At 66.2% G+C, this 24,606-nt stretch carries 25 protein-coding genes and 1 tRNA gene; 22 read left to right on the top strand and 4 right to left on the bottom strand.

Features of this window, described 5'->3' with window-relative positions; all coding sequences use genetic code 11:
• Window positions 1-7: 7 nt before the first annotated feature.
• On the top strand, window positions 8-2,287 hold the full coding sequence (locus tag HUK65_RS05155; protein ID WP_179905073.1) for an NADP-dependent malic enzyme: 2,280 nt from the start codon (window positions 8-10) through the stop codon (window positions 2,285-2,287).
• A 235-nt stretch (window positions 2,288-2,522) separates the two neighbouring features.
• Here the strand turns inward: HUK65_RS05155 and HUK65_RS05150 are convergent, their stop codons facing one another.
• Entirely contained in the window at window positions 2,523-3,275 is a 753-nt protein-coding gene (locus HUK65_RS05150) for a FadR/GntR family transcriptional regulator (protein WP_179905072.1), read from the bottom strand.
• Between the two features lie 107 nt (window positions 3,276-3,382).
• Here HUK65_RS05150 and HUK65_RS05145 point away from each other — a divergent pair, with 107 nt between their 5' ends.
• The 14 genes from HUK65_RS05145 to HUK65_RS05080 all read left to right on the top strand — a co-directional run bounded on the left by HUK65_RS05145 (window position 3,383) and on the right by HUK65_RS05080 (window position 16,554).
• Window positions 3,383-4,141, top strand: coding sequence for a DUF2182 domain-containing protein (locus tag HUK65_RS05145; RefSeq protein WP_235441768.1), 759 nt, complete (start codon window positions 3,383-3,385; stop codon window positions 4,139-4,141).
• Window positions 4,142-4,153: 12 nt separating this feature from the next.
• On the top strand, window positions 4,154-4,801 hold the full coding sequence (locus HUK65_RS05140) for a DUF1326 domain-containing protein (protein ID WP_179905071.1): 648 nt from the start codon (window positions 4,154-4,156) through the stop codon (window positions 4,799-4,801).
• 2 nt (window positions 4,802-4,803) lie between these two features.
• Window positions 4,804-5,910 carry a dimethylsulfoniopropionate demethylase gene (locus HUK65_RS05135; RefSeq protein ID WP_179905100.1) on the top strand — a complete coding sequence of 369 codons (1,107 nt, stop codon included), beginning with the start codon at window positions 4,804-4,806 and terminating at the stop codon, window positions 5,908-5,910.
• Between the two features lie 15 nt (window positions 5,911-5,925).
• The gene (gene acuI, locus HUK65_RS05130) at window positions 5,926-6,918 is read left to right on the top strand and encodes an acryloyl-CoA reductase (RefSeq protein WP_179905070.1); all 993 of its coding nucleotides are present in this window, start codon (window positions 5,926-5,928) and stop codon (window positions 6,916-6,918) included.
• Between the two features lie 196 nt (window positions 6,919-7,114).
• A complete protein-coding gene (locus HUK65_RS05125; RefSeq protein ID WP_179905069.1) occupies window positions 7,115-8,152 on the top strand; it encodes a rod shape-determining protein in 1,038 nt (345 codons plus the stop codon).
• Between the two features lie 24 nt (window positions 8,153-8,176).
• On the top strand, window positions 8,177-9,091 hold the full coding sequence (gene mreC, locus HUK65_RS05120) for a rod shape-determining protein MreC (RefSeq protein ID WP_179905068.1): 915 nt from the start codon (window positions 8,177-8,179) through the stop codon (window positions 9,089-9,091).
• Window positions 9,084-9,623, top strand: a complete 540-nt coding sequence (locus HUK65_RS05115; protein ID WP_179905067.1) for a rod shape-determining protein MreD — start codon at window positions 9,084-9,086, stop codon at window positions 9,621-9,623. Before mreC ends, HUK65_RS05115 begins: the two co-directional genes overlap by 8 nt.
• Window positions 9,620-11,563, top strand: a complete 1,944-nt coding sequence (mrdA, locus tag HUK65_RS05110) for a penicillin-binding protein 2 (protein WP_179905066.1) — start codon at window positions 9,620-9,622, stop codon at window positions 11,561-11,563. The genes HUK65_RS05115 and mrdA overlap by 4 nt, the downstream gene beginning before the upstream one ends.
• On the top strand, window positions 11,560-12,708 hold the full coding sequence (gene rodA / locus HUK65_RS05105) for a rod shape-determining protein RodA (RefSeq protein WP_179905065.1): 1,149 nt from the start codon (window positions 11,560-11,562) through the stop codon (window positions 12,706-12,708). The genes mrdA and rodA overlap by 4 nt, the downstream gene beginning before the upstream one ends.
• Complete coding sequence (locus HUK65_RS05100; RefSeq protein ID WP_179905064.1) at window positions 12,705-13,640, top strand: 2-hydroxyacid dehydrogenase; 936 nt, start codon at window positions 12,705-12,707, stop codon at window positions 13,638-13,640. The genes rodA and HUK65_RS05100 overlap by 4 nt, the downstream gene beginning before the upstream one ends.
• A gap of 188 nt (window positions 13,641-13,828) precedes the next feature.
• Entirely contained in the window at window positions 13,829-14,617 is a 789-nt protein-coding gene (gene lepB / locus HUK65_RS05095; protein WP_179905063.1) for a signal peptidase I, read from the top strand.
• Window positions 14,614-15,303, top strand: coding sequence for a ribonuclease III (gene rnc / locus HUK65_RS05090; protein WP_179905062.1), 690 nt, complete (start codon window positions 14,614-14,616; stop codon window positions 15,301-15,303). The genes lepB and rnc overlap by 4 nt, the downstream gene beginning before the upstream one ends.
• Window positions 15,296-16,222: a GTPase Era gene (era, locus tag HUK65_RS05085; RefSeq protein WP_179905061.1), complete on the top strand. Its 927-nt coding sequence runs from the start codon at window positions 15,296-15,298 to the stop codon at window positions 16,220-16,222. The genes rnc and era overlap by 8 nt, the downstream gene beginning before the upstream one ends.
• Window positions 16,219-16,554 (top strand): DUF1491 family protein, encoded by a 336-nt coding sequence (locus tag HUK65_RS05080; protein ID WP_179905060.1) that lies wholly within the window; start codon window positions 16,219-16,221, stop codon window positions 16,552-16,554. Before era ends, HUK65_RS05080 begins: the two co-directional genes overlap by 4 nt.
• Before the next feature lie 45 nt (window positions 16,555-16,599).
• On the opposite strand, the gene HUK65_RS05075 is transcribed toward HUK65_RS05080, so the two are convergent.
• Window positions 16,600-16,673, bottom strand: a tRNA-Cys gene (locus HUK65_RS05075).
• Between the two features lie 70 nt (window positions 16,674-16,743).
• On the bottom strand, window positions 16,744-17,352 hold the full coding sequence (locus HUK65_RS05070; RefSeq protein WP_179905059.1) for a transglycosylase SLT domain-containing protein: 609 nt from the start codon (window positions 17,350-17,352) through the stop codon (window positions 16,744-16,746).
• A 197-nt stretch (window positions 17,353-17,549) separates the two neighbouring features.
• On the opposite strand from HUK65_RS05070, the gene gatB reads away from it, so the two are divergent.
• The 4 genes from gatB (at window position 17,550) to HUK65_RS05050 (ending at window position 21,731) form a co-directional block, all read left to right on the top strand.
• A complete protein-coding gene (gatB, locus tag HUK65_RS05065) occupies window positions 17,550-19,064 on the top strand; it encodes an Asp-tRNA(Asn)/Glu-tRNA(Gln) amidotransferase subunit GatB (RefSeq protein ID WP_179905058.1) in 1,515 nt (504 codons plus the stop codon).
• A 60-nt stretch (window positions 19,065-19,124) separates the two neighbouring features.
• The gene (locus HUK65_RS05060; protein WP_179905057.1) at window positions 19,125-19,946 is read left to right on the top strand and encodes a hypothetical protein; all 822 of its coding nucleotides are present in this window, start codon (window positions 19,125-19,127) and stop codon (window positions 19,944-19,946) included.
• A 299-nt stretch (window positions 19,947-20,245) separates the two neighbouring features.
• A complete protein-coding gene (locus tag HUK65_RS05055; protein WP_179905056.1) occupies window positions 20,246-20,869 on the top strand; it encodes a tetratricopeptide repeat protein in 624 nt (207 codons plus the stop codon).
• 364 nt (window positions 20,870-21,233) lie between these two features.
• Window positions 21,234-21,731, top strand: coding sequence for a DUF4177 domain-containing protein (locus HUK65_RS05050; RefSeq protein WP_179905055.1), 498 nt, complete (start codon window positions 21,234-21,236; stop codon window positions 21,729-21,731).
• A 13-nt stretch (window positions 21,732-21,744) separates the two neighbouring features.
• Here HUK65_RS05050 and HUK65_RS05045 read toward each other — a convergent pair whose 3' ends face one another.
• Window positions 21,745-22,002: a BolA family protein gene (locus HUK65_RS05045; protein WP_179905054.1), complete on the bottom strand. Its 258-nt coding sequence runs from the start codon at window positions 22,000-22,002 to the stop codon at window positions 21,745-21,747.
• A gap of 101 nt (window positions 22,003-22,103) precedes the next feature.
• Between HUK65_RS05045 and HUK65_RS05040 the strand changes: the two genes are divergently transcribed.
• From HUK65_RS05040 to HUK65_RS05030, 3 genes are all read left to right on the top strand, one after another.
• A complete protein-coding gene (locus tag HUK65_RS05040) occupies window positions 22,104-22,745 on the top strand; it encodes a J domain-containing protein (protein ID WP_179905053.1) in 642 nt (213 codons plus the stop codon).
• Between the two features lie 75 nt (window positions 22,746-22,820).
• Entirely contained in the window at window positions 22,821-24,011 is a 1,191-nt protein-coding gene (locus HUK65_RS05035) for a phosphoglycerate kinase (RefSeq protein ID WP_179905052.1), read from the top strand.
• Between the two features lie 125 nt (window positions 24,012-24,136).
• Window positions 24,137-24,604: an SspB family protein gene (locus tag HUK65_RS05030; RefSeq protein ID WP_179905051.1), complete on the top strand. Its 468-nt coding sequence runs from the start codon at window positions 24,137-24,139 to the stop codon at window positions 24,602-24,604.
• Window positions 24,605-24,606 lie beyond the last annotated feature (2 nt).

Genomic DNA, 24,606 nt, shown 5'->3' with positions numbered 1-24,606 from the left:
GGAACCGATGACCGACGAAAGGCAGGACGCCGCACGCCAGGCGGCGCTGTTTTACCACGCCAATCCGAAACCCGGAAAGCTGGAAGTGCGGCCCACGAAGCCGTTGGCCAACGGCCGCGACCTGACGCGCGCCTATTCCCCCGGCGTGGCCGAGGCCTGTCTGGAGATCAAGTCGGACCCGAAACTTGCCAGCCGCTACACCACCCGCGGCAATCTGGTGGCCGTGGTCACCAATGGCACCGCCGTGCTGGGGCTGGGCGATATCGGCCCGCTGGCCGCCAAGCCGGTGATGGAAGGCAAGGCCGTCCTGTTCAAGAAATTCGCCAATATCGACTGCTTCGACATCGAGCTTGCCGAAACCGACCCCGAAAAGCTGGCCGATATCGTCTGCGCGCTGGAGCCGACATTCGGCGCCATCAACCTTGAGGACATCAAGGCGCCGGATTGCTTCATTGTGGAAAGGATCTGCCGCGAGCGTATGGGCATCCCCGTATTCCATGATGACCAGCACGGCACGGCGATCGTGGTAGGCGCGGCGGCAACAAATGCGCTGCTGGTCGCGGGCAAGCGGTTCGAGGATATCAAGATCGTCTCCACGGGTGGCGGGGCGGCGGGCATCGCCTGCCTGAACATCCTGGTCAAGATGGGCGTGAAGCGCGAAAACATCTGGCTGCATGACATCCACGGGCTGGTTTACGAAGGCCGCGCGGCGGACATGAACCCGCAGAAAGCCGCCTTTGCCCAGGGCACGACCGACCGCCCGCTGTCCGAGACCATCGAAGGCGCGGATCTGTTCCTGGGGCTCTCGGGGCCGAATGTGCTCAAGCCCGAGGATGTGGTGAAGATGGCCTCCTCGCCCATCATCTTTGCCCTGGCCAATCCCAGGTCCGAGATCGACCCCCAAGCGGCGCGCGCCGTTGCGCCCGATGCGATCATCGCCACCGGCCGGTCGGATTTTCCCAACCAGGTCAACAATGTGCTGTGCTTCCCCTTCATCTTCAGGGGCGCGCTGGATGTCGGCGCGACCGAGATCAACGACGCCATGCAACTGGGCTGTATCGAAGGGATCGCGGCGCTGGCCCGCGCCACCACCAGCGCCGAAGCCGCCGCCGCCTACAAGGGCGAGCAGATGACCTTTGGCCGCGACTACCTGATCCCCAAGCCCTTTGACCCGCGGCTGACCGGCGTGGTTGCCACCGCCGTGGCGAAGGCGGCGATGGAGTCCGGCGTGGCCACCCGCCCCATTGCCGATCTGGACGAATACAAGCGCCAGCTTGATGGCTCGGTCTTCAAGTCCACCATGATCATGCGCCCGGTGTTCGAGGCCGCCCGCACCGCCGCGCGCCGGATCGTCTTTGCCGAGGGCGAGGACGAGCGCGTGTTGCGCGCGGCCAGCGCGATGCTGGAGGAAACCACCGAGGTGCCGGTCCTCATCGGGCGCCCCGAGGTGCTGGACATGCGCTGCGAGCGCGCCGGCCTGCCCATCCGCCCCGGCCGCGATTTCGAGGTGGTGAACCCCGAAAACGACCCCCGCTACCGCGAGTATTGGGAGACCTATCATACCCTGATGCAGCGCCGCGGCGTGACCCCGGACATTGCGCGCGCGGTGATGCGCACCAACACCACCGCCATCGGCGCCATCATGGTCCAGCGCGGCGATGCCGACAGCCTGATCTGCGGCACCTTCGGGCAGTTCCTGTGGCATCTGAACTATGTCGCCCAGATCCTCGGCACGCCGGATCTGCACCCTGTCGGCGCGCTCTCGCTCATCATCCAGCCCGAGGGCAACCTGTTCCTGGCCGACACCCAGATCCATGCCGAACCCAGCCCCGAACAGATCGCCAATGTGGTGATCGGCGCGGCCCGGCATGTGCGCCGCTTTGGCCTGGAGCCGAAGATCGCGCTGTGCTCGCATTCGCAATTCGGCAATCTGGACAGCTCTTCGGGGCGTCGGATGCGCGGGGCGCTGGAGATCCTGGACGCCATGGACCCCGGCTTTGCCTATGAAGGGGAAATGACCCTGGATGTGGCTCTGGACCCGGAACTGCGCGAGCGCATCTTTCCCAACGCGCGATTCGAGGGCATGGCCAATGTGCTGGTCTTTGCCAGCACGGATGCGGCCTCGGGGGTGCGCAACATCCTGAAGATGCGCGGCGACGGGCTGGAGGTGGGCCCCATCCTGATGGGCATGGGCAACCGCGCGCATATCGTCACCCCGTCAATCACCGCGCGGGGGCTGCTGAACATGAGCGCACTGGCCGGGACGCCGGTGGCGCATTACGGCTGACACGGCGCATTGTCTGGCGCCGCGTGAACATGCCCGGCTGTGGGGCACGTTGCGGGTGTCGAAAAAAGGGGGGCGCTGCCCCCCTCGGCGCCAGGGCGCCTCACCCCCCGGAGTATTTCGGGCAGGAAAATGGGGTTCTGGCAGGTAAGGGGCGTTCAGGGATCAGTGCCCTGTGGCGATCGGTTCACTGGCGGACGGGGGCGTTGCGGTTGGTCGGCGGCAGCTTGCGCGGTCCCTACCCTGCGGAGGTCCCTTCCCGGGCGGGCCGCGCGCGCCGGGCGCGGATCTGACCGCCCAGTTCCAGCGTGTAGGCCGCCAGCGCGTCCATGGCGGTGCTTGCCGCCTGGGCGTCCTGCGCGGCCACGGCATCGGCCAGGGTCTGGTGCAGGGTGATGATCCGCGCGCGGGACCGCGCGGTGAAGGTGATCATGTTCATCAGGGGTTGCATCGCCTCCACCGCGCCGGCCAGATGCCAGGACAGCACCGGATTGGCCGCCGCATCCACCAGCGCGCGGTGAAAGGCCACGTCCGAGGCGCAGAAATCCTCGTCGCTGAGGCCCTCGGTCCCCTGCCGCGCGATCTCGGCGCGCAGGGCGGCCAGATGGGCGGGGGCGCGCCGCGCGCAGGCCAGCGGCAGGCAGGCGCGTTCCAAGGCGAAGCGCGATTCGCAGGCGGTTTCGAAATCCACCCGGTTCATGGACAGGAGCAGCGTAGCGGTGGTGACCAGATGCTCCTGCGCCTCGTCAAAGCCCAGACGGTTGACGAAGGCCCCGCCGCTGGCCCCGCGCTGGGTGCGGATCAGGTTCTGCGCGGCCAGACGCTTCAATGCCTCGCGCACCGTGGGGCGGGAGACGTTGAATTGCGCCGCAAGGTCGGATTCCGAGGGCAGGCGCCCGTCGGCGGGCAACTGGCCGTCCAGGATGGCATCGCGGATGGTGCGCGCGATCTGCTGGGAATAATCGCGGTCGCTGTCCAGTTCGGTTCTCACGCGGGGCCCTCGTTTTCAATTGTCAGACAATTATCGGTCTGATATGTCAGACATATACGATTCACCGGGCCGGACCAAGCCCCAAGCGTAGGGGAGCGGGGGAAGCGATGCAGATTGCCGCACAGATGCGCAGGATGCGGGCGCCCCATTGGCTGGGCTTCTACGCGCTGGTGATCGCTGGGTGGGGTGTGCTCTATGCCACGCAACTGCCGCCAGACCTGCTGGCCGCGGCCGAGGTCTACGGGGCCGAGTTCTGGGCCACGCTGTGCATTGTGGAGCCGGGCTGGGCGGGCGCGCCGCAGCTGTTCCTGATGTGGTCCGTCATGGCGGGCGCGATGATGGCGCCGACGCTGGTGCCGACCCTGGCCACATGGGAGGATCTGGTGGCCGCGGGCCACGCGCCGGGGTTCTCGCTGTTGCTGGGGGGGTATCTGCTGGTCTGGCTGGGCTTTGCGGTGCTGGCCACGGCGGCGCAGATCACGCTGTCAGGCGCGGGGCTGCTAAACCCGCTGGGCGAAAGCACCAGCCGCTGGCTCAGCGCGGCGCTGCTGGCCGGTGCGGGTGCTTACCAATTTTCAACGTTGAAAGAGGCATGCCTGTCCAGATGCCGCCGCCCACTTGCATTTTTCATGCAACACTGGGCCGAAGGCCCCTGGCGCATGGGGTTGCGGCTGGGCGCGCTGTGCCTGGGCTGCTGCTGGGCGCTGATGGCGCTGGGATTTGTCGGCGGGACCATGAACCTTCTGTGGATGGGCGGGGCCATGGTGCTGATGACGCTGGAGAAACTGCCCGAGATCGGCCGCCATCTGACCCGCCCGCTGGGCTGGCTCCTGCTGGCCGCCGCCCCCGTAATGCTGATCATCTGAGGAGGGTCCCACATGACCGAAACACTGGAAAAACAAGCTGTTGGCACCGTGCCCTGGGCCATCAAGGGCGAACTGATCCTGAATTGCAACTGCACCGTCTTCTGCCCCTGCGTGGTCAGCCTTGGAAAACACGCCCCGACCGAGGGCTATTGCCAGGCCTGGTCCGGCGTGCGGATCGACAGCGGCCATTATGGCGACACGGACCTGAGCGGGCTGAACGTGGGGCTGCTGCTGGAAATCCCCGGCCTCATGGCGCGCGGCAACTGGAAGGCGGCGGCCTTCATCGATGACCGCGCCTCGGACGATGCCTATGACGCGCTGGTCAACATCTTTTCCGGCGCGGCACGCGGCACCACCGGGCTGTTCGGGATGCTGGTGAGCGAATTTCTGGGCGCCGAGCGCGCGCCGGTGAGCTATGAGAACGAGGGCGACAAACGCCGCCTGATGGTCGGCAAGAAGATCCAGGGTGAGATCGTGCCCGTGCGCGGCGCCGACCCGGAGCGCGAGATCGTGGTCACCAACACCGAATACTGGATGGGTCCCGACATCACCGTCGCCACCGCCACCAAGGGCCGCGTGCGCGCCTTTGGCCGGGTGTGGGATTTCGACGGCCGCAGCGCGGAAATCTGCCAGATCGACTGGAAAGGCCCCGGTCGGTGAGCCTGCCGCTGCTGTCTCCCTCGCGCCGGTTGCGGCGCACCCCGTTTTCCGACGGGGTCGAGGCCGCGGGCGTCAAGGCCTACACGGTCTATAACCACATGCTTCTGCCGACCGTGTTCCGGTCGGTGGAGGAGGATTACCACCACCTGAAGGCCGCCGTGCAGGTCTGGGACGTAGCCTGCGAACGGCAGGTGGAAATCCGCGGCCCCGATGCCGGGCGGCTGGTGCAGATGCTGACCCCGCGCGACCTGCGCGGGATGCTGCCGGGGCAGTGCTATTACGTGCCCATCGTCGATGAAACCGGCGGCATGCTCAATGACCCGGTGGCGGTGAAACTGGCCGAGGATCGGTGGTGGATTTCCATCGCCGACAGCGATCTGCTGTATTGGGTGAAGGGGTTGGCCTATGGCTACCGGCTGGATGTGCTGGTGGATGAGCCCGATATCTCTCCCCTGGCCGTGCAGGGTCCAAAGGCCGAGGATCTGATGGCCCGCGTCTTTGGCGATGCCGTCCGGCGCATCCGCTTCTTCCGCTTCGGCCATTTCGATTTCCAGGGCCGGGACATGGTGGTGGCACGCTCGGGCTATTCCAAGCAGGGCGGGTTTGAGATCTATGTCAACGGCACCGACATGGGGATGCCGCTGTGGAACGCGCTGATGGAGGCCGGGCGCGATCTCGATGTCCATGCGGGCTGCCCGAACCTGATCGAACGGATCGAGAGTGGATTGCTGAGCTATGGCAATGACATGACCGATGACAACACGCCCCATGAATGCTGGCTGGGCCGCTTCTGCAACACCCAGAGCGCCATCGGCTGCATCGGCCGCGATGCGCTTCTGCGGGTGGCCAAGGAGGGGCCGTTGCAGCAGATCCGCCCCATCTCCATCGACGGGGCGAAGGTGGGGGTTTGTGACCGCTACTGGCCGGTGACAACCCGTCAGGGCGAACAGGTGGGGCGCATCAGCTCGGCCGCCTGGTCGCCGGATTTCGACACCAATGTCGCCATCGGCATGGTACGCATCACCCATTGGGACGCGGGCACCGAACTGGTGGTCCAGACGCCCCAGGGGCGGCGCGATGCGCGGGTGCATTCGGCCTTCTGGAACTGAACCAAGGAGAAGACGATGAGTTTCAACGCAGTTCTGGTCACCAAGGATGACGCGGGCAAGACCCACGCCGCCGTTACGCAGATCACCGAGGATCAGTTGCCCGCGGGCGACGTGACCGTGGCGGTGGAATATTCCACCGTCAACTACAAGGACGGGCTGTGCATCGGCCCCGGCGGCGGGCTGGTGCGCAATTACCCGCATGTGCCGGGGATCGATTTCGCCGGCACGGTCGAGGCTTCGGACGACCCCCGCTACACCCCCGGCGACAAGGTCGTGCTGACCGGCTGGCGCGTGGGCGAGGCGCATTGGGGCGGCTATGCGCAGAAAGCGCGGGTCAAGGCCGACTGGCTGGTCCCCCTGCCCGAAGGCTTGAGCACGCGCCAGGCCATGGCCGTGGGCACCGCCGGGTTCACCGCCATTCTGGCCGTGATGGCGTTGGAGGATCACGGGCTGAAACCCGGCAACGGCCCCGTGCTGGTCACGGGGGCTGCGGGGGGCGTGGGGTCGGTTGCCGTGGCGCTGCTGGCCGCGCTGGGCCATGAGGTGGCAGCCGTGACCGGCCGCCCCGAGACTGAATCCTACCTGCGCGGCCTTGGCGCCAGCCAGATCGTCCCGCGCGCGGATATCGCCGAGACCGTGAAGCGCCCGCTGGAATCTGAAACCTGGGCGGGCTGCGTCGATGCCGTGGGCGGCGCCATGCTGGCCCGCGTGCTGGGGCAGATGCAATACGGGGCCTCGGTCGCTGCTGTCGGCCTGGCCGGGGGCGCGGGGCTGCCCGCCACGGTGGTGCCCTTCCTGTTGCGGGGCGTGAACCTGCTGGGGATCGATTCGGTCATGCAGCCCTATGACAACCGCATCCGCGCCTGGGACCGGATCGCCCGCGACCTGCCGCTGGACAAGCTGGACGCCATGATCCGCCCCGCCACCCTGGCCGATCTGCCGCGACTGGGCGCCGATATCCTGCAAGGCCAGGTGCAGGGCCGCGTGGTTGTGGATGTAAACGCCTGAAGGCAATGACAGCGGCACCCCGGTGGTGCCGCTGCGGGCACCCCACCCTTTCGTGATGAGCAACATCGCGCACAGGCGGGTGACCGCGCCGCTTGCGCCCCTTTACCCCGGCCACAGCTCGCGCCTATAAGGGCACGTCGTCAACCGCCCCGAACCGGGGCGGGTTTTTCACTTTGCTGATTGCGGGAATCCCGGGATGTCCTTTCTGTCTGGCCTGTTCTCCTCGGACATGGCAATCGACCTTGGCACCGCCAACACGCTTGTCTACGTCAAGGGGCGGGGGATCATCCTGAATGAGCCCTCGGTGGTGGCCTATCACATCAAGGACGGGCGCAAGCAGGTTCTGGCGGTGGGCGAGGATGCCAAGCTGATGCTGGGCCGCACGCCGGGCAGCATCGAAGCCATCCGCCCCATGCGCGACGGGGTGATCGCCGATTTTGATGTGGCGGAGGAAATGATCAAGCATTTCATCCGCAAGGTGCATCGTAACACCATGTTTTCCAAGCCAAAGGTCATCGTCTGCGTGCCCTATGGCGCCACACCCGTGGAAAAGCGCGCGATCCGGCAATCGGTGCTGTCGGCAGGCGCGCGCCGGGCGGGGCTGATTTCCGAACCCATCGCCGCGGCCATCGGTGCGGGCATGCCGATCACCGACCCCACCGGGTCCATGGTGGTCGATATCGGCGGTGGCACCACCGAGGTTGCGGTGCTCAGCTTGGGTGACATCGTCTATGCGCGCTCGGTCCGCGTGGGTGGCGACCGCATGGACGAATCGATCATCAGCTATCTGCGGCGCCAGCAGAACCTGCTGATCGGCGAGGCCACGGCCGAAAAGATCAAATGCACCATCGGCACCGCCCGCATGCCCGATGACGGGCGCGGTGCGGCGATGCAGATCCGGGGCCGCGATCTGCTCAACGGCGTGCCGAAGGAAACCGAGATCACCCAGGCGCAGGTCGCCGAAGCCCTGGCCGAGACCGTGACGACCATGGTCGAATCGGTCATGATGGCGCTGGAGACGACGCCGCCCGATCTGGCCGCCGATATCGTGGACCGGGGCGTGATGCTCACGGGCGGCGGCGCGCTGCTGGGAGAGCTGGACCTGTCCTTGCGCGAACAGACGGGGCTGTCGATCTCGGTCGCGGATGAGGCGCTGAACTGCGTTGCCATGGGCACCGGCAAGGCGCTGGAATACGAAAAGCAACTGCGTCACGCGATCGATTACGAGAGCTGACGCTTCTGCCTGCATGAGGCTGGCTTGGCGCAGGATCGCAACACCGAACCCGACTATATCCGCCCGGTGCGCCGCATCCTTGTCGGGGTGCTGGTGGCCGCGCTGGGGGTGTCCTTTGTGCTGTGGCGGGTGGACAGCCCGCGGATGGAGCAGTTCCGCGCCGCCCTGATCGACGCGGTTGTGCCCAGCTTCGACTGGGCACTGCTGCCGGTGGCCAAGGCCGTGAACATGGCGGAAAACTTCCGCTCCTATGCCCGCATCTATGAACAGAACCAGGAATTGCGCCGCGAATTGCAGCAGATGCGCGCCTGGCGCGAGGCGGCGCTGCAACTGGAGCAGCGCAATGCGCAACTGCTGGACCTCAACCAGGTGCGGCTGGACCCGCAGCTGACCCATGTGACCGGGGTCGTGCTGGCCGATTCCGGCTCACCCTTCCGCAAATCGGTGTTGCTGAATGTGGGCGCGCGCGACGGGGTGCAGGACGGCTGGGCGGTCATGGACGGGCTGGGGCTGGCGGGCCGGATTTCCGGGGTGGGGCATCGTTCGGCGCGGGTGGTGCTGCTGACGGATACCAACAGCCGGGTGCCGGTGGTGGTGCAGCCCTCGGGGCAGCGGGCGCTGCTGACGGGGGACAATTCGGCGCTGCCGATTCTGGATTTCATCGAAACCCCGGACGAGGTCCGCCCCGGCGACCGTGTGATATCGTCGGATGACGGGGGGGTATTCCCGGCGGGCCTGCTGGTGGGCGAGGTGGTGATGGGCGCCGACCGCCGCCTGCGGCTGCGGCTGGCCGCCGATTATGAGCGGCTGGATTTCCTGCGCGTGCTGCGTTCACGCCCGATGGAACGGATCACCGATGCCGGCGGGCTGATTGCCCCGGAATTCCCGCCGCTGGAACTGCCCTCCGAAGACGCCGCGCCGCAGGACGGCGATGGCTGAACAGCAGCCGGTCAAACCGTTCAGCTACCTGGCGCTGTTCCTGGCGCTGGCCTTTGTGTCGCTGTTCATCCGCCTGCTGCCGCTGGGCGAACGCGGCTGGCTGTTCCCGGCGCCCGATGTGGTGTTGTGCCTGGCCCTGGCCTGGGTGGTGCGGCGCCCCGATTACCTGCCCGCGCTGGCCATTGCCGCGGTGTTTTTCCTGGAGGACCTGCTGCTGATGCGTCCTCCGGGGCTGTGGGCGATGCTGGTGCTTCTGGGCAGCGAATTCCTGCGCCGCCGCGCCGCCACGCTGCGGGGGCTGAACTTCTGGTTCGAATACCTTCTGGTGGCAGGCGTCCTGCTGACCATGTTTCTGGCGAACCGGCTGATCCTCGCGATTGTGATGATCCCGCAACCGTCCTTCGGGTTGAGCTTCGCGCAGTTTCTGGCCACAGTTTTCGCCTACCCGGCGGTTGTCGCGCTGTCACATTTCGTGTTCAAGGTGCGCAAGCCCGCGACCGGCGAAGTCGATGCATTGGGACAGAAGCTATGAAGCGCCCCCCAAAGGAAGAGGCCGAAAGCGCCCGCCTGATCACCCGCCGCAGCATGGTGCTGGGCGGGCTTCAGGTGGCGGCGGTGGGCGCGCTGGTGCTGCGGATGCAGGACATGCAGTTGAACCAGTCGGATCAATACCGCCTGCTGGCCGAGGAAAACCGCATCAACATCCGCCTCATTCCGCCCACGCGCGGGCTGATCCATGACCGCAATGGCGTGCTGATCGCCGGGAATGAGCAGAATTACCGCATCGTCATGGTGCGTGAGGATGCGGGCGATGTGGATATGGTGCTGGACCGCCTGCGCAAGCTGATCGTGCTGAGCGAGGATGAGATCGCCCGCGCGCGGCGCGACATCATGCGCAACCGCCCCTTCGTCCCCGTCACCATCGCCGAGCGGCTGAGCTGGGAGGAAGTCGCCCGCGTGGCCTCGAACGCCCCTGCCCTGCCCGGCATCACGCCCGAGGTCGGCCTGTCGCGCCATTACCCGCTGGTCGAGGATTTCGCCCATTCGGTGGGCTATGTCGGCCCTGTTTCCGAACGCGATCTGGAGGCGCTGGAGGCCCCCGACCCGGTGCTGCAGATCCCGCGCTTCCAGATCGGCAAGATCGGGGTCGAACGCGCGCAGGAGGATCGGCTGCGCGGCACCGCCGGATCACGCCGGATCGAGGTCAATGCCGTGGGCCGCGTGATGCGCGAGCTGGACCGCGTCGAAGGCCAGGCGGGCGCGAATGTGCAGCTGACGCTGGATGCGCGGCTGCAGAATTTCGTGCAGGCCCGGTTGGGGGGCGAAAGTGCCGCCGCGGTGGTGATGGATGTGCATAGCGGCGATCTGCTGGCGATCTCCTCGGCCCCTGGCTATGATCCCAACCTGTTCGTGCGCGGCATTTCCGTCCCTGATTACCGCACGCTTCTGGATGACCCCTATCGCCCGCTGGCCGACAAGACCGTGCAGGGCATGTATCCGCCGGGATCGACCTTCAAGATGGTCACCGCGCTGGCCGCACTGGACGCGGGCGAAACCAACGCCAACGAGCGTGTCTTCTGCCCCGGGCATATGGATATCTCGGGGCATCGTTTCCATTGCTGGCGGCGCGGCGGGCATGGGCGGATGAACATGGTCTCGGCCCTGTCGGAATCCTGCGATGTCTATTTCTACGAAATGGCCCAGCGCATCGGCATCGACCGGATCAACGCCATGTCCGAACGGCTGGGGTTGGGGGTGCGCTATGACCTGCCGATGTCGGCGGTGGCGGCGGGGCTGAACCCCTCACGCGAGTGGAAACAGGCGCGGCGCGGCGCGCCCTGGGTGGTGGGCGACACCATCAACGCCTCGATCGGGCAGGGGTTCGTTCTGACCACGCCGCTGCAACTGGCGGTGATGACCGCGCGGCTGGCCACCAACCGCGCCGTGCTGCCGCGTATGATCCGTGCCGTGGGGGGGCAGGAGGCCGCCATGGCCGAGGCCAGATCCCTGGACCTGCGCCCCGAATGGCTGGATCTGATCCGCCGCGGCATGTCCGAATGCACCAATCACGCGCGCGGGACGGCCTATTCCTCGCGCATTGTGCAGGCCGATTACCGCCACGCGGGCAAGACCGGCACCAGCCAGGTGTTTTCTATCACCCGGGCCGAGCGCGAGGCCGGGATCCGCCGGCAGGAGGACCTGCCCTGGAACCGGCGCAACCACGCGCTCTTCGTCAGCTACGCCCCCGAGGATGCCCCCCGCATCGCCGTGGCGGTGGTGGTCGAACATGGCGGCGGCGGCTCCAGCGCGGCGGCGCCCATAGGGCGCGATATCGTGCTGGCCGCGCTAAGTGAGGGGATGCCCCCGCTTGCGGCCTATCCCACGCCCCAGCGCAACCGGATCGAAACCCAGATGCGCGAGCTGCAATCGCGCCTGCGCCCCTTGGGCGATGGGGGAAGCGATCAGGCATGAGTTACCTGGAATACAACGTCAAACGCATGCCCAGCGGCATCGCCAAGGTGATGCATCTGAACTGGCCGCTGGTGGTGCTGGTCACCGCGGTGTCCTGCATCGGCTTTCTGATGCTGCATTCGGTGGCCGGGGGGTCCATGCTGCCCTGGGCCGAACCGCAGATGAAGCGCTTTGCCCTGGGCCTGGCGCTGATGTTTGCCATCGCCTTTGTGCCGCTGTGGTTCTGGCGCTCCATCGCCGGGCTGGCCTATGCGGTGTCGGTGCTGCTGCTGCTGGGCGTCGAATTTTTCGGCACCATCGGCATGGGCGCAAGACGCTGGCTGGAACTGGGCCCGATCCGGCTGCAACCCTCGGAACTGGCCAAGATCACCGTGGTCATGGCGCTGGCGGCCTATTATGACTGGCTGGACCTGAAGCGGACCTCGCACCCGCTGTGGGTGTTCCTGGCCCTGCTGATCGTGGCGATCCCCACGCTGCTGGTGCTGCGCCAGCCGGATCTGGGCACGGCCTTGCTGCTGGGGCTGGGCGGCGTGCTGGTGATCTTTCTGGCCGGAGTGTCCTGGATCTATTTCGCCGTCGCCATCCTGGGCGGCGGCGGGCTGGTTTTTGCGGTCATGGCCTCGCGCGGGACGGATTGGCAGTTGCTGAAGGACTACCAGTATCGCCGCATCGATGCCTTTCTGGACCCCAGCATCGACCCGCTGGGCGCGGGCTATCACATCAGCCAGGCCAAGATCGCCATGGGCTCGGGCGGTTGGGCCGGGCGGGGGTATATGGAGGGGACGCAATCGCGGCTGAACTTCCTGCCCGAAAAGCACACCGATTTCATCTTCACCACCCTGGCCGAGGAACTGGGCTTCGTGGGCGCCAGCTCGCTGCTGGTGCTTTATGTGCTGATCATCGGCTTTTGCATCTTCACCGTGCTGCGCGCCGCCACCCGCTTTGGCGCGTTGCTTTCGGCCGGGGTGGCGGTGACCTTCTTTCTGTATTTCTTCGTCAACATGTCCATGGTGATGGGGCTCTTGCCGGTCGTCGGCGTGCCCCTGCCGCTGGTCTCCTACGGGGGCTCGGCCATGCTGGTGCTGATGATCGCCTTCGGATTGCTGCAATCCGCCCATGTCCACCGTCCAAGGACCCCTTCATGACCGTAACCATCCTGTTTGCCACCGGCAAAAGCGAAAGCTTTGACGCCTATGCCGGACCACTGGGCGCCCTGCTGACTGACGCCGGGATCAACCACCGGCTGGTGACCGAAAGCGCCCCCGAAGACGTGGATTACATCATCTATGCCCCCGACGGCCCGCTGAGCGATTTCGCCCCCTTCACCAACTGCAAGGCGGTGCTGAGCCTCTGGGCCGGGGTGGAACGGATCGTGGGGAACCCCACCCTGACCCAGCCGCTGTGCCGCATGGTGGATACCGCGCTGGAACAGGGGATGGTGGAATATGTCACCGGCCATGTGCTGCGCCACCATCTGGGGATGGACCGCTTCATCAACACCCCCTGCACCGGCTGGGGCGCCGATATCCCCCCCTTGGCCTCGGAGCGTCCGGTGGCCATGCTGGGGCTGGGCGCGCTGGGGCAGGCCTGCGCCCAAGCGCTGGGGCAGCTGGGCTTTCCCGTTCTGGGCTGGAGCCGCAGCCCCCGCAGCCTGCCCGGCATCGACTGCCACCACGGGGCGCAGGGCCTGACGGACTGCCTGCGCCGGGCGCAGATCGTCGTCACCCTGCTGCCGCTGACCCCGCAGACCGAAAACCTGATCGACGCCAGCGCCCTTGCCGCCCTGCCCCGCGGCGCGGTGCTCATCAACCCCGGGCGCGGCGGGCTGATCGATGACACGGCGCTTCTGGAGGCGCTGGAGCATGGCCAACTGGCCCATGCCACGCTCGATGTCTTCCGCACCGAGCCCCTGCCCGCCGATCACCCTTACCGAACCCACCCCCGCGTCACTGTCACCCCCCATATCGCCGCCGCCACCCGCCCCGAAACCGCAGCCCAGGTCATCTCTGACAACATCCGCCGCGGTGAGTCCGGCCAACCCTTCGCACATCTTGTGGAACGCACCCGGGGCTACTGACCGCCCCCCCCTTCATCTTGCCGCGAAATACTCCGGGGCGGGGCAGCGCCCCCCTGCCCCGCCCGTCACACGCCCCCCGCGCGGTTTTGATCCCCCAGCCAGCCCCTGTCCGGCTTGACTCCCCGCGCGCACCCGCCCATGAAGCGCGCAATCCGCCGGACGGGGCGGCGCAGGCAGGACAGGGCGACATGGCAAGCATCGACACCAAGAAGGACGGGATCTGGGAATCGATCAAGACGATCATCTATGCGCTTCTGATCGCCGGCATCTTTCGCACCCTGTTCTTCCAGCCCTTCTGGATTCCGTCAGGATCCATGAAGGAAACCCTGCTGATCGGCGATTTCCTGTTCGTCAACAAGATGGCCTATGGCTATTCGCGCTGGTCCTGCCCCTTCGGGGTCTGCCCCATCACCGGGCGTATCTTCGGCTCCGAACCCGAGGCCGGCGACATCGTCGTCTTCCGCCACCCCGGCACCGGCGCCGATTACATCAAGCGCGTGATCGGCCTGCCCGGCGACCGGGTGCAGATGCGCGACGGCGTGCTGTTCCTCAACGATGAAGAAGTCCCGCAGGTGCCCGATGGCGTGTTCGAGGAAACCTATGAACGCCAGGGCAGCATGCGCCAGTTCCCGCGCTGCGAAAACGCCCCCGTGGGCCAGGGCGGCACCTGCGAGAAATCGCGTTTCATCGAGACCCTGCCCAATGGCGTCTCCTACCCGGTGCTCAACATCACCGACAACAGCCCCGGCGACAACACCCCCGCCTTTACCGTCCCCGAAGGGCATTTCTTCTTCATGGGCGACAACCGTGACAATTCGCTGGACAGCCGCGCGCCGCGCAATGTGGGCGGGGTGGGCATGGTGCCCTTCGACCATCTGATCGGGCGGGCGCGGCATGTGGTCTTCTCCTCGGCGGGTACGTCGATGCTGTTCTTCTGGACCTGGCGCTCGGACCGCTTCTTCGAGAGGTTGCGGTGAGGCTTTCGACCGAGCTTGAGGCGTTCTGCGCGCGGATCGGCCACCGCTTCGCCCGGCCGGACCTGCTGCGCCAGGCGCTGACCCATGCCTCCATCGCCACGCCCGCGCGGCTTGACAACCAGCGGCTCGAATTCCTGGGCGACCGGGTGCTGGGCCTGGTGATGGCCGAGGCGCTGCACGCCGCCGACCCCGCCGCACGCGAAGGCACCCTGGCGCGGCGCTACAACGCCCTGGTGCGCAAGGAAACCTGCGCCGAGGTCGCCCGCGATTGCGGCCTGGGCAACGCCCTGCGCCTTGGCCGGTCCGAGATGCTCTCGGGCGGGCGGCGCAAGGAGGCGATCCTGGCCGACGCGCTGGAAGCCGTGATCGCCGCCGTCTATCTGGACGCGGGTTTTGACACCGCCCGCGCGCTGGTCCTGCGGCTGTGGGGGACGCGGCTGAAGCGCTCCGACACCGACCTGCGCGATGCCAAGACCGCGCTGCAGGAATGGGCCCAGGCCCGCGGCCAGACCCCGCCGGTCTATACCGAAACCGGACGCGATGGGCCTGACCACGCGCCGGTCTTTACAATCGAGGTGCGCCTGGCCAGCGGCCAGGCCGCCAGCGCCAGCGCCAGCGCCAAGCGTCAGGCGGAACAAGCCGCCGCCACCACCCTGTTGCGCCGGCTGGAGGATGCCAATGACTGACCCCGACCCGACCACCCGCGCCGGTTTTGTCGCCCTGATCGGCGAGCCCAATGCCGGGAAATCCACCCTGCTCAACCGCATGGTCGGCGCCAAGGTGTCCATTGTCACCCACAAGGTCCAGACCACCCGCGCGCGCATCCGCGGCGTGGCCATCGAAGGGCCCGCACAGATCGTCTTCGTGGACACGCCCGGCCTGTTCCGTCCCCGCCGCCGGCTGGACCGCGCCATGGTCGCCGCCGCCTGGGGCGGGGCCGCCGATGCCGATGTCGTGGTGCTGCTGGTCGAGGCGCATCGCGGCCTGACCGATGGCGTGCGCGCCATCCTCGATGCCCTGCATGACCGCGTTTCCAGGGGTCAGACCGTGGCGCTGGCCATCAACAAGATTGACCGCGTCAAGGCCGACGCGCTGCTGGCCCTGACCAAAACCCTGAATGACGCCTACCCGTTCGCCCAGACCTTCATGATCTCGGCCGAGAAGGGCCACGGGGTCGCCGATCTGCGCGCCTGGCTGGCCGAAACCCTGCCCGAAGGCCCCTGGCTTTACCCCGAAGACCAGATCGCCGACCTGCCCATGCGCATGATCGCCGCCGAAATGACGCGCGAAAAGCTGACCCTGCGCCTGCATGAGGAACTGCCCTACCAACTGACCGTGGAAACCGAAAGCTGGGAGGACCGCAAGGATGGCTCCGTGCGGATTGACCAGATCATCTACGTGGCCCGTGACGGGCACAAGGGGATCGTGCTGGGCCACAAGGGCGAGACCATCAAGGCCATCAGCCAGGCCGCCCGCGCCGAGATCGCCGAATTCCTGGGCCGCACCGTGCATCTGTTCCTGCAGGTGAAGGTGCGTGAAAACTGGCAGGATGAAGCCGAGCGCTACTCCGAAATGGGTCTGGATTTCCGCGACGGCAACGCATGAGCGGGGCGCGGCTGGCCTCGGGGATCTGGGTCGGCGCCTATCTGCGGCGGCTGCAGATGGAGGGGATTGCCGCCTATGTCGCCGCCCGCGGGGATGACACGGCGGGCGCGGTGCTGGTGAAGCTGGCGCTGATGGACGGGACCGCGCAGCTCTGGGCGCGCAGCTTCGATCTGGAAACCGGCGCGCGGGTCTGGCACCGCCAGACCACCGCGCCCGAGGCCGAGATCGACGCCAGCATCACCCGCCAGCGCAACACCGACCCGGATCTGTGGGTGATCGAGGTCGAAGACCCCCGCGGCCGCCATCTGCTGGACGACCCCGCTTTGGCCTGAAGCAGCGAGCAGGCATTCCGGATCGGGTATCGGCGGTGGGATATTTGGAGGCGAGTACCGGAATCGAACCGGTGTACACGGATTTGCAATCCGCTGCGTCACCACTCCGCCAACTCGCCTGCCGTCTGTGGTGTTCCGGGGTTTAATCCAACGCGGCGCCCCGCGCAAGGGGCGCCGTGCGGGGGTTGGTCATGAGGTCTGGCAGACCGGCAGGCTGCGGGTAAAGCCGGCGATATCGCTGCGTTTGTCCCCGTTGCGCATGGGCGGCCAGTCGCGGGCCACGCCGCCCCAGGCGCCGGGCCCTCCGGTCACAACGCCGTCTCGGGCGACCGAATTGGCGGCGATCCGGGCCGCGCAGCGCAGGTTGGTGGCGCCGTCATAAAGCCCGCGCGGGGCTGACAGATCGCAGCGGTGGTGCCGTGCGGTGGCAGGCGATATCTGCAGCAAGCCCTGGTAGCGCCCGCCAGCGCCGGCGGCCTCGGGGCGCCAGCCGCTTTCATAGCGCGCCAGCCCCGAAAACAGCGCCGTCCAGAAGGCCTTGCGCGCGGCGGTATCGGCCTCGACATAGCCCGGGCAGAAAGCGTCAATGTCGCGCGGGACGGTGCGGACCAGGGCATTGGCCTCACGGCCCAGAGCGTCGAACTTGGCAGCGGTCCAGAGATCGGCCTCGGGGCGGTGGTCCCAGCGGGTGCTGAACTCGGGTGCTTCAGGTTCGGGGGGCGGCGCGCTCAGGGTGCAGGCGGGCAATGCAATGACCAGGCCAAGGCACAGGCCGCGAAGGACAGGCAGAACGGGCATGTGTTTGCTTCATGTGGCACCACCCTGATGCAGGTGGCCCGGTTGCTTTGCCGCTCATCGCCCCCCCGCGCAAGCGCCCTTGCCGCACTGCAGCGCATCATCGGCGGCGGATCGCCGATCTGCCCTTGCAGAAAACGGTTTTCATGGGGGGACCGGATGCTCTAATAGGCGGGAACCTTGCAGGAAGGACATGCGCCATGCTGGATCTGAGTTTCGAATCTCCCAAGCCGAAGGTGATCGCCGGGGCCACCGGCGATTGGGAACTGGTGATCGGGATGGAGATCCATGCGCAGGTCGCCTCACGCGCGAAGCTGTTTTCAGGCGCTTCGACCCAGTTCGGCGCCGAGCCGAATTCCAACGTCAGCTTTGTTGACGCCGCCATGCCGGGGATGCTGCCGGTGGTCAATGAATTCTGCATCGAACAGGCGGTGCGCACCGGGCTGGGGCTGAAGGCGCAGATCAACCTGGTCAGTGCCTTTGACCGCAAGAACTACTTTTACCCCGACCTGCCGCAGGGCTATCAGATTTCCCAGCTGTATCATCCGCTTGTGGGCGAGGGTGAGGTGATCGTGGACATGGGCGCGGGCGTGGGCCGCCGCGTGCGGATCGAACGTATCCATGTCGAACAGGACGCGGGCAAATCCATCCATGACATGGATCCGACCATGTCTTTCGTGGACCTCAACCGCACGGGCGTCGCGCTGATGGAGATCGTCTCGCGCCCCGATATCCGCGGACCGGAGGAAGCGGCCGCCTATGTCACCAAGCTGCGCCAGATCCTGCGCTATCTGGGCACCTGTGATGGCAACATGCAGAACGGCAACCTGCGGGCGGATGTGAATGTCAGCGTCTGCCGCCCCGGCGATTACGAACGCTATCAGGAGACCCAGGATTTCGGCCATCTGGGCACGCGCTGCGAGATCAAGAACATGAACTCCATGCGTTTTATCCAGGCGGCGATCGAGTATGAGGCCCGCCGCCAGATCGCCATTCTGGAAGACGGCGGCGCGGTGGTGCAGGAAACGCGGCTCTTTGACCCCGACAAGGGCGAGACGCGCTCCATGCGCTCCAAGGAAGAGGCGCATGACTACCGCTACTTCCCCTGCCCCGACCTGCTGCCGCTGGAAATCGAACAGGACTGGGTGGACGGGATCGCCGCCTCGCTGCCCGAGTTGCCCGACGCCAAGAAGGCGCGCTTCATGGGGGACTTCGGCCTGACCGATTATGACGCCTCCGTGCTGACCGCCGATGTGGCCAACGCCGCCTATTTCGAGGCCGTCGCGGCCGAGGCCGGGGACGGCAAGCTGGCCGCGAACTGGGTCATCAACGAGCTTTTCGGGCGGCTGAAGAAGGAAGGCCACGACATCACCGACAGCCCCGTTTCGGCGGGCCAGTTGGCGGGCATCATCAAGCTGATCCGCGCGGGCGACATCTCGGGCAAGATCGCCAAGGACCTGTTCGAGATCGTCTATACCGAAGGCGGCGACCCGGCGGCGATTGTCGAGGACCGCGGCATGAAACAGGTCACCGACACCGGCGCCATCGAACAGGCCGTGGACGAGATCATCGCCGCCAACCCCGCGCAGGTGGAAAAGGCCAAGGCCAACCCCAAGCTGGCCGGCTGGTTCGTGGGCCAGGTGATGAAGGCCACCGGCGGCAAGGCCAACCCCAAGGCGGTGAACGAGATCGTCACGGCCCGGCTGGGCCTCTGAGCCACGATTGACCCCCTGCCCCGGCGCGGCTACGCTTTTAACCCGTGAAGTGGGGTCACAATGTCCGCGCCATCAGGCACGAATAATCTTCGCACGCTCGCCAGTGTCGTTTCGCTCGATGGCTGGATTGGCGAGTTTGAGGATAACAACCACGCAACTGTGCACGTCGACGTCGTGTTTCAGGAAGCGTCATTCGGGGCTGATCCTGCGGACAAGGTGAGTTTCCGCATCCGCCTGAAACGTGCTCAGATTCTCTTGAATGTGCCTGAAAACGAGCCCCTGACGATCCGGCGGGAGTCCATCGCTCGCACAGTTGTTTCTGATTGCACTGAGATAGAGACAACTCGTGAAACCGAGGCTTCTGCGAAAGCAGCAGCGTCGGTCGCAGCCAAGGTGAACCAAGGTCTCTCTTTGGGCGCAGATGCGAACGCAGAAACCCGTGCCGCACTCCGCACCCAAAGCAGCACACGCCGGAGTGTAGGACGGTTCTTGGTCCAGCATTTCAAAGAACAAGAGCGCTATGGATGGACCATTTCCAGCAGCGACGGACAACCGATGGACGGAGCACCTTGGGACGCCGGTGCGGAACCGCGGCTGACAGTAAAGCGGGCGCAAGAACGGAACAGTGAAGGCAACAAGCCATCAATGAAGATCGTAATCAGATGTCGCCGTGAGGACATTGAAATCCTTGATCTTGAACCCAAACATCCCGCGATCACTGAAAAACTGCGCATGAGCGCCCATCGCGCCCGCCATATCGCCGCTGCAGAACAGGTCATAAAGCGTGCAATTGAACGCAAGGGTTTCCTGACAGCCCCGGACCTTTCAAACAAAGACTCGGTGGTCATGGTAGCGGATATGGTCGTCATGGAGCAAGATTAATGGGTGAGTGGCAGGACAAGTTGATCACGGTCCTTACCGCAGATACCGACGATCTTTCCGAGCTGGCAGCGATCGCTGGCGAAGAACCAGTCACATTCTACCGAGGCGCCAACTTCCGCGACGCAGATTTGCGTGGGCAACCCATCGCTGCTTGGGACCTAAAGGGAGCCGTCTTTTCGCAAGCAACCCTAGACCACCAAACCCAAGCGATATTCAACTTAAGGCACGAAGCGGCAGAAGCGCGCGAAAAGGGTGACCTTGACAGATACTTTCGCGTACTGTCCCGCCTCGGTGAGACCTTGCGCTCAACATCCGAACGTAAGGAGGGCCCGGAGGGCGCGGCGCTGCTGGGACAGGCGGTCGAGACCTATCGCGCAGCGCTGGAGGTCCGCACCCGCGCCGATCACCCGGTGCACTGGGCCATGACGCAGAACAACCTCGGCGCGGCGCTCCAGGCGCAGGGCAGTCGCACCGGCGGGCCAGAGGGCGCGGCGCTGCTGGGACAGGCGGTTGACGCCTACCGCGCGGCGCTGGAGGTCTACACCCGCGCCGATCACCCGGCAAACTGGGCCACAACGCAGAACAATCTGGGCAATGCGCTTCGGAAGCATGGCACCCGCAGCAGTGGGCCAGTGGCCGCAGCACTACTGGGGCAGGCGGTCGACGCCTGTCGCGCGGCACTGGAGGTCCACACCCGCGCCGATCATCCGGTGCAATGGGCCATGACGCAGGAGAATCTGGCGATTATCGAGGCCGCGCGCGCCCAGCAAGAAACCTGCCCCGTCCCCGCCCCGCATCTGCGCGCGGCGCTGGCGCATGTCGAGGCGGCGCTGGAGGTCTATGACCCCGCGCATATGCAATACAACCACCAAAAGGCCACCGCCCTGCGCGACCGTATCCGCGCGGCGCTGGACGGGGCGTGAGGGCGCCGGGGCGCGGCGATTGCGTTACGGTGCGGCCGGGGTGTCTTGCGGGTTTGCGCCGGTGGCGGCGTTTGAGGCGCGTGCCGGGGCAGGACGATGGGTGCTGTCCGGTCGCGGCCACCCGTGAAGGCGTGCCATGCCGCGCCTGCGTCCTGCCCTGCGCCCCCCTGCACTAACCGTCCTGCTGCCCCCCGTGCTGACCGTCCTGCTGACCGCCCCGCCCGGCCTGATGGTGTCGATCCCGGGCTGAAAACCGCCCATATCCTTGCAACCCATCGGTTCGGCTGATCTGCGGGCGCGGGTGCGTTTACCTTTCTGCGCGTGCGGGGTATCACCCGTGAAAGCAACCCGCGCAGAGGTCAGGATGCAGCAATATGAATACCGGGCCGTTCCCGCCCCGACGAAATCCGCCAAGATCAAGGGCGTCAAGGACCCGGCGGAACGCTATGCCCATGCGCTGAGCGCGCTGATGAACGAGATGGCGCTGGAGGGCTGGGAGTACTGGCGGGCGGATGTGCTGCCCTGCACCGAACGCAAGGGGCTGACCGGGTCGGTCACCGTCTATCACAACCTGCTGGTGTTCCGCCGCCTGACCGCCGATGCCCTGGCGGCGCAGGTGGCACATGCGCCGACCGCCCCGCCCGCGCCCGCCCCGCCCGCCGTCCAGCCCCCACAAGACCCGGGCGCCGGGGCGCCGGAGTTGCCCGCGCCCCCTGAACAGTCCCCGCCCGAGCCCCGCGCGGAGGCGCCTTCACGGCCATTGCTCTCGCGCATGCCCGAAGGGTCGGCCCCAAGGCTTGTGCTGCGCCGGGACGAGGACCGCCCCGCCAGCGCGCCAACCGATCGCAGGGACGCCGAATAGAGCGAAGGGCGGCCTAGGCGCTTATGTCCATCGACAGCGCGTGGATGCGGCCCACCAGATCCGGGCCCAGCGCGTCATGCACCGCGCGGTGGCGGGCAAGCCTGGACATGGGGCCGAATTCCGGCGCGCGGATGCGCAGATCGAAATGGGTCTGTCCGCCTTCGCGCCAGCCTGAATGGCCGCGATGATCCTCGCTGACGTCGGTGACCTCCAGTTCTGCGGGAGTGAAATGCGCCTTCAGCGCGGATTCGATCTGATCACGGATCAACATTTTTCTACGTGGCCCCTTCATTCATCTGAGAAAAAAACTAAACTGCTTTGTCCGAGTCGCAAGGGGCGTCTGCCTCAAACCCGTTCGCGTTGCAGAGTGTCATGACCAACAAATCGCCTTTCAACTTCGATATCCGGGCCTCGGCCGACAAGAAGAAGCGGTCGCGCGGGCGGCGCGGGATGTCGGGCGCGTGGGAAACCTCGCAGCGGCAATGCGACCATCCGGGCTGCACGCTGCGCGGCCAGTACCGGGCCCCCAAATCGCCGGATTCGCTGGATGAATATCTGTGGTTCTGCAAGGACCATGTGCGCGAATACAATCTGAAATGGAACTTCTTTGCCGGGCAGACCGATGACGAGATGCTGGAGTCCATGGAGCGGGAACGGGTCTGGGGCCGCGCCACCCGGCCCATGGGCGAAAACGACGAGCGCCGCGCCTGGGAGCGGCTGGGCATAGAGGACCCGCATCAGATCCTGGGCGAGAAAGCCACGCGCAACCCTGGCAACCGTCCGGGCGCAAATGGCGGCAGCAGCCGTCGCCTGCCGCCCACCGAACGCCGCGCGCTGGAGATCTTGGACGCCCGCGACACCTGGAGCCGGAGCGAGATTCGCAAGCAATACAAGAGCCTGGTCAAGGATCTTCATCCAGACATGAACAAGGGCAACCGGTCGGATGAAGAGCGCCTTCAAGAGGTCGTCTGGGCCTGGGACCAGATCCGTGACAGCCGGAACTTTCGGGACTGATCCGGCCATGCGCCGTTGACCCCCGCCCGGTTTCTGCGCCAGAAGCACCGGCAACAGACAGACGGAGCAGCCCAGATGACATTCAGGACCCTGGACGACATGAATTTCGCCGGCAAGGTGGCGCTGGTGCGGGTGGATATCAACGTGCCGGTGGAGAACGGGCATGTGACCGATGCAACGCGGATCGAACGGGTGATCCCCACCATCCGCCACATTACCGATGCGGGAGGCAAGGTGGTGCTGCTGGCCCATTTCGGCCGTCCAAAGGGCAAGGTGGTGGCGGAGATGTCGCTGGCGCAGCTGTGCCCCGCGCTCGAATCGGCTCTGGGCCAGCCGGTGGCGCATGCTGCCGATTGCATCGGCGCCATGGCCAAGACCGCGGTCATCGACATGGACCCGGGCGATGTGCTGCTGCTGGAGAACACCCGCTTTCACCCGGGCGAGGAAAAGAACGACCCGGAGCTGGCGGCCTCGATGGCGGCGCTGGGCGATATCTATGTGAATGACGCTTTCTCGGCCGCTCATCGGGCCCATGCCTCTACCGAAGGGATCGCGCGGCAGTTGCCGTCCTGTGCCGGGCGGCTGATGGAGGCCGAGCTGAAGGCGCTGCAGGCTGCACTGGGCACGCCCGCGCGCCCCGTGGCCGCGGTTGTCGGCGGGGCCAAGGTTTCGACCAAGCTGGACCTGCTGTCGAACCTGATCACCAAGGTCGATCACCTGATCATCGGCGGCGGCATGGCAAACACGTTTCTGGCGGCGCAGGGGGCGTCTGTGGGCAGGTCGCTGGCCGAACATGACATGGCCGATACTGCGCGCGCCATCCTGCAACAGGCCCGGGGCAGCGGCTGCACCATCCACCTGCCGGGCGACATTGTGGTGGCCCGTGAATTTGCCGCCAATGCCGCGCATGAGACGCTGCCCGCCGATCAATGCCCGCAGGATGCGATGATCCTGGACGCCGGGCCGGACAGCGTGGCCGCCATCAGCGCGCTGCTGGCCGAATGCCGCACCCTGATCTGGAACGGCCCGCTGGGGGCTTTTGAGATCACGCCCTTTGATGCGGCCACCAATGCCTGCGCGCGCGAAGCCGCGCGGCTGACCGCTGCGGGATCGCTGGTGTCGGTGGCAGGTGGCGGTGACACGGTGGCGGCGCTGAACCGGGCGGGCGCGGCAGAGGGGTTCACCTATATCTCGACCGCAGGCGGCGCGTTTCTGGAATGGATGGAGGGCAAGACCCTTCCCGGCGTGGCGGCGCTGGAGGGGTGATCTGCATGGCATATGAGCGCGCCCTGCCCCGGTCCCGGCCTGCGGCGAAAAACCCGGCATCGCCCCTTTCAATCGGGGGCAATATGCCTATGCTGAAACCTGTCAAAGCATAGGCAAGAAAACCCATGGCGCAGACAATTGACTACGGCAATCTGATGCATGACGCCATGCGCGGCCTGATCCGTGAGGTCATGTCACGCGTGGCCCGCGATGGCCTGCCGGGAAACCATCATTTCTTCATCACCGTGGACACCACCCACCCGGAGATGGAGATGGCCAACTGGCTGCGCGACCGCTATCCGAGCGAGATCACACTGGTCATCCAGAACTGGTTCGACAATCTGAAGGTGGATCAGTCCGGTTTTGCCATCACGCTGAATTTCGGCAACGCGCCCGAGCCGCTTTACATCCCGCTCGATGCGATCAGCACCTTCGTGGACCCGTCGGTGGAATTTGGCCTGCGATTCGAGTTGCATGCCGAAGGTGATGAGGATGACGAGGATGACGAGGAAGCCCCGATGATGGAGGCCGAGCCCGAGGATGAGGCCCCGAAATCGGGCGAGGTTGTCAGCCTGGACAAGTTCCGCAAATAGGG

Origin of the sequence: Rhabdonatronobacter sediminivivens (assembly GCF_013415485.1) — a bacterium.
Taxonomy (GTDB): Bacteria; Pseudomonadota; Alphaproteobacteria; order Rhodobacterales; family Rhodobacteraceae; genus Rhabdonatronobacter; species Rhabdonatronobacter sediminivivens.
Note: the sequence above shows the minus strand (reverse complement) of the source record. Positions and strands in the feature narration are given on the sequence as shown.

Excerpts from the sequence above, each read along its gene's own strand:
- gatB (WP_179905058.1), top strand. The coding sequence starts at position 17,550 with ATGCTGGATCTGAGTTTCGAATCTCCCAAGCCGAAGGTGATCGCCGGG.
- HUK65_RS05060 (WP_179905057.1), top strand. The coding sequence starts at position 19,125 with ATGTCCGCGCCATCAGGCACGAATAATCTTCGCACGCTCGCCAGTGTC.
- HUK65_RS05045 (WP_179905054.1), bottom strand. The coding sequence starts at position 22,002 with ATGTTGATCCGTGATCAGATCGAATCCGCGCTGAAGGCGCATTTCACT.
- HUK65_RS05155 (WP_179905073.1), top strand. The coding sequence starts at position 8 with ATGACCGACGAAAGGCAGGACGCCGCACGCCAGGCGGCGCTGTTTTAC.
- HUK65_RS05035 (WP_179905052.1), top strand. The coding sequence starts at position 22,821 with ATGACATTCAGGACCCTGGACGACATGAATTTCGCCGGCAAGGTGGCG.
- HUK65_RS05040 (WP_179905053.1), top strand. The coding sequence starts at position 22,104 with ATGACCAACAAATCGCCTTTCAACTTCGATATCCGGGCCTCGGCCGAC.
- HUK65_RS05100 (WP_179905064.1), top strand. The coding sequence starts at position 12,705 with ATGACCGTAACCATCCTGTTTGCCACCGGCAAAAGCGAAAGCTTTGAC.
- mrdA (WP_179905066.1), top strand. The coding sequence starts at position 9,620 with ATGAAGCGCCCCCCAAAGGAAGAGGCCGAAAGCGCCCGCCTGATCACC.
- HUK65_RS05115 (WP_179905067.1), top strand. The coding sequence starts at position 9,084 with ATGGCTGAACAGCAGCCGGTCAAACCGTTCAGCTACCTGGCGCTGTTC.
- HUK65_RS05050 (WP_179905055.1), top strand. The coding sequence starts at position 21,234 with ATGCAGCAATATGAATACCGGGCCGTTCCCGCCCCGACGAAATCCGCC.
- HUK65_RS05080 (WP_179905060.1), top strand. The coding sequence starts at position 16,219 with ATGAGCGGGGCGCGGCTGGCCTCGGGGATCTGGGTCGGCGCCTATCTG.
- HUK65_RS05030 (WP_179905051.1), top strand. The coding sequence starts at position 24,137 with ATGGCGCAGACAATTGACTACGGCAATCTGATGCATGACGCCATGCGC.
- HUK65_RS05070 (WP_179905059.1), bottom strand. The coding sequence starts at position 17,352 with ATGCCCGTTCTGCCTGTCCTTCGCGGCCTGTGCCTTGGCCTGGTCATT.
- rodA (WP_179905065.1), top strand. The coding sequence starts at position 11,560 with ATGAGTTACCTGGAATACAACGTCAAACGCATGCCCAGCGGCATCGCC.
- acuI (WP_179905070.1), top strand. The coding sequence starts at position 5,926 with ATGAGTTTCAACGCAGTTCTGGTCACCAAGGATGACGCGGGCAAGACC.
- era (WP_179905061.1), top strand. The coding sequence starts at position 15,296 with ATGACTGACCCCGACCCGACCACCCGCGCCGGTTTTGTCGCCCTGATC.
- HUK65_RS05140 (WP_179905071.1), top strand. The coding sequence starts at position 4,154 with ATGACCGAAACACTGGAAAAACAAGCTGTTGGCACCGTGCCCTGGGCC.
- lepB (WP_179905063.1), top strand. The coding sequence starts at position 13,829 with ATGGCAAGCATCGACACCAAGAAGGACGGGATCTGGGAATCGATCAAG.
- HUK65_RS05145 (WP_235441768.1), top strand. The coding sequence starts at position 3,383 with ATGCAGATTGCCGCACAGATGCGCAGGATGCGGGCGCCCCATTGGCTG.
- HUK65_RS05125 (WP_179905069.1), top strand. The coding sequence starts at position 7,115 with ATGTCCTTTCTGTCTGGCCTGTTCTCCTCGGACATGGCAATCGACCTT.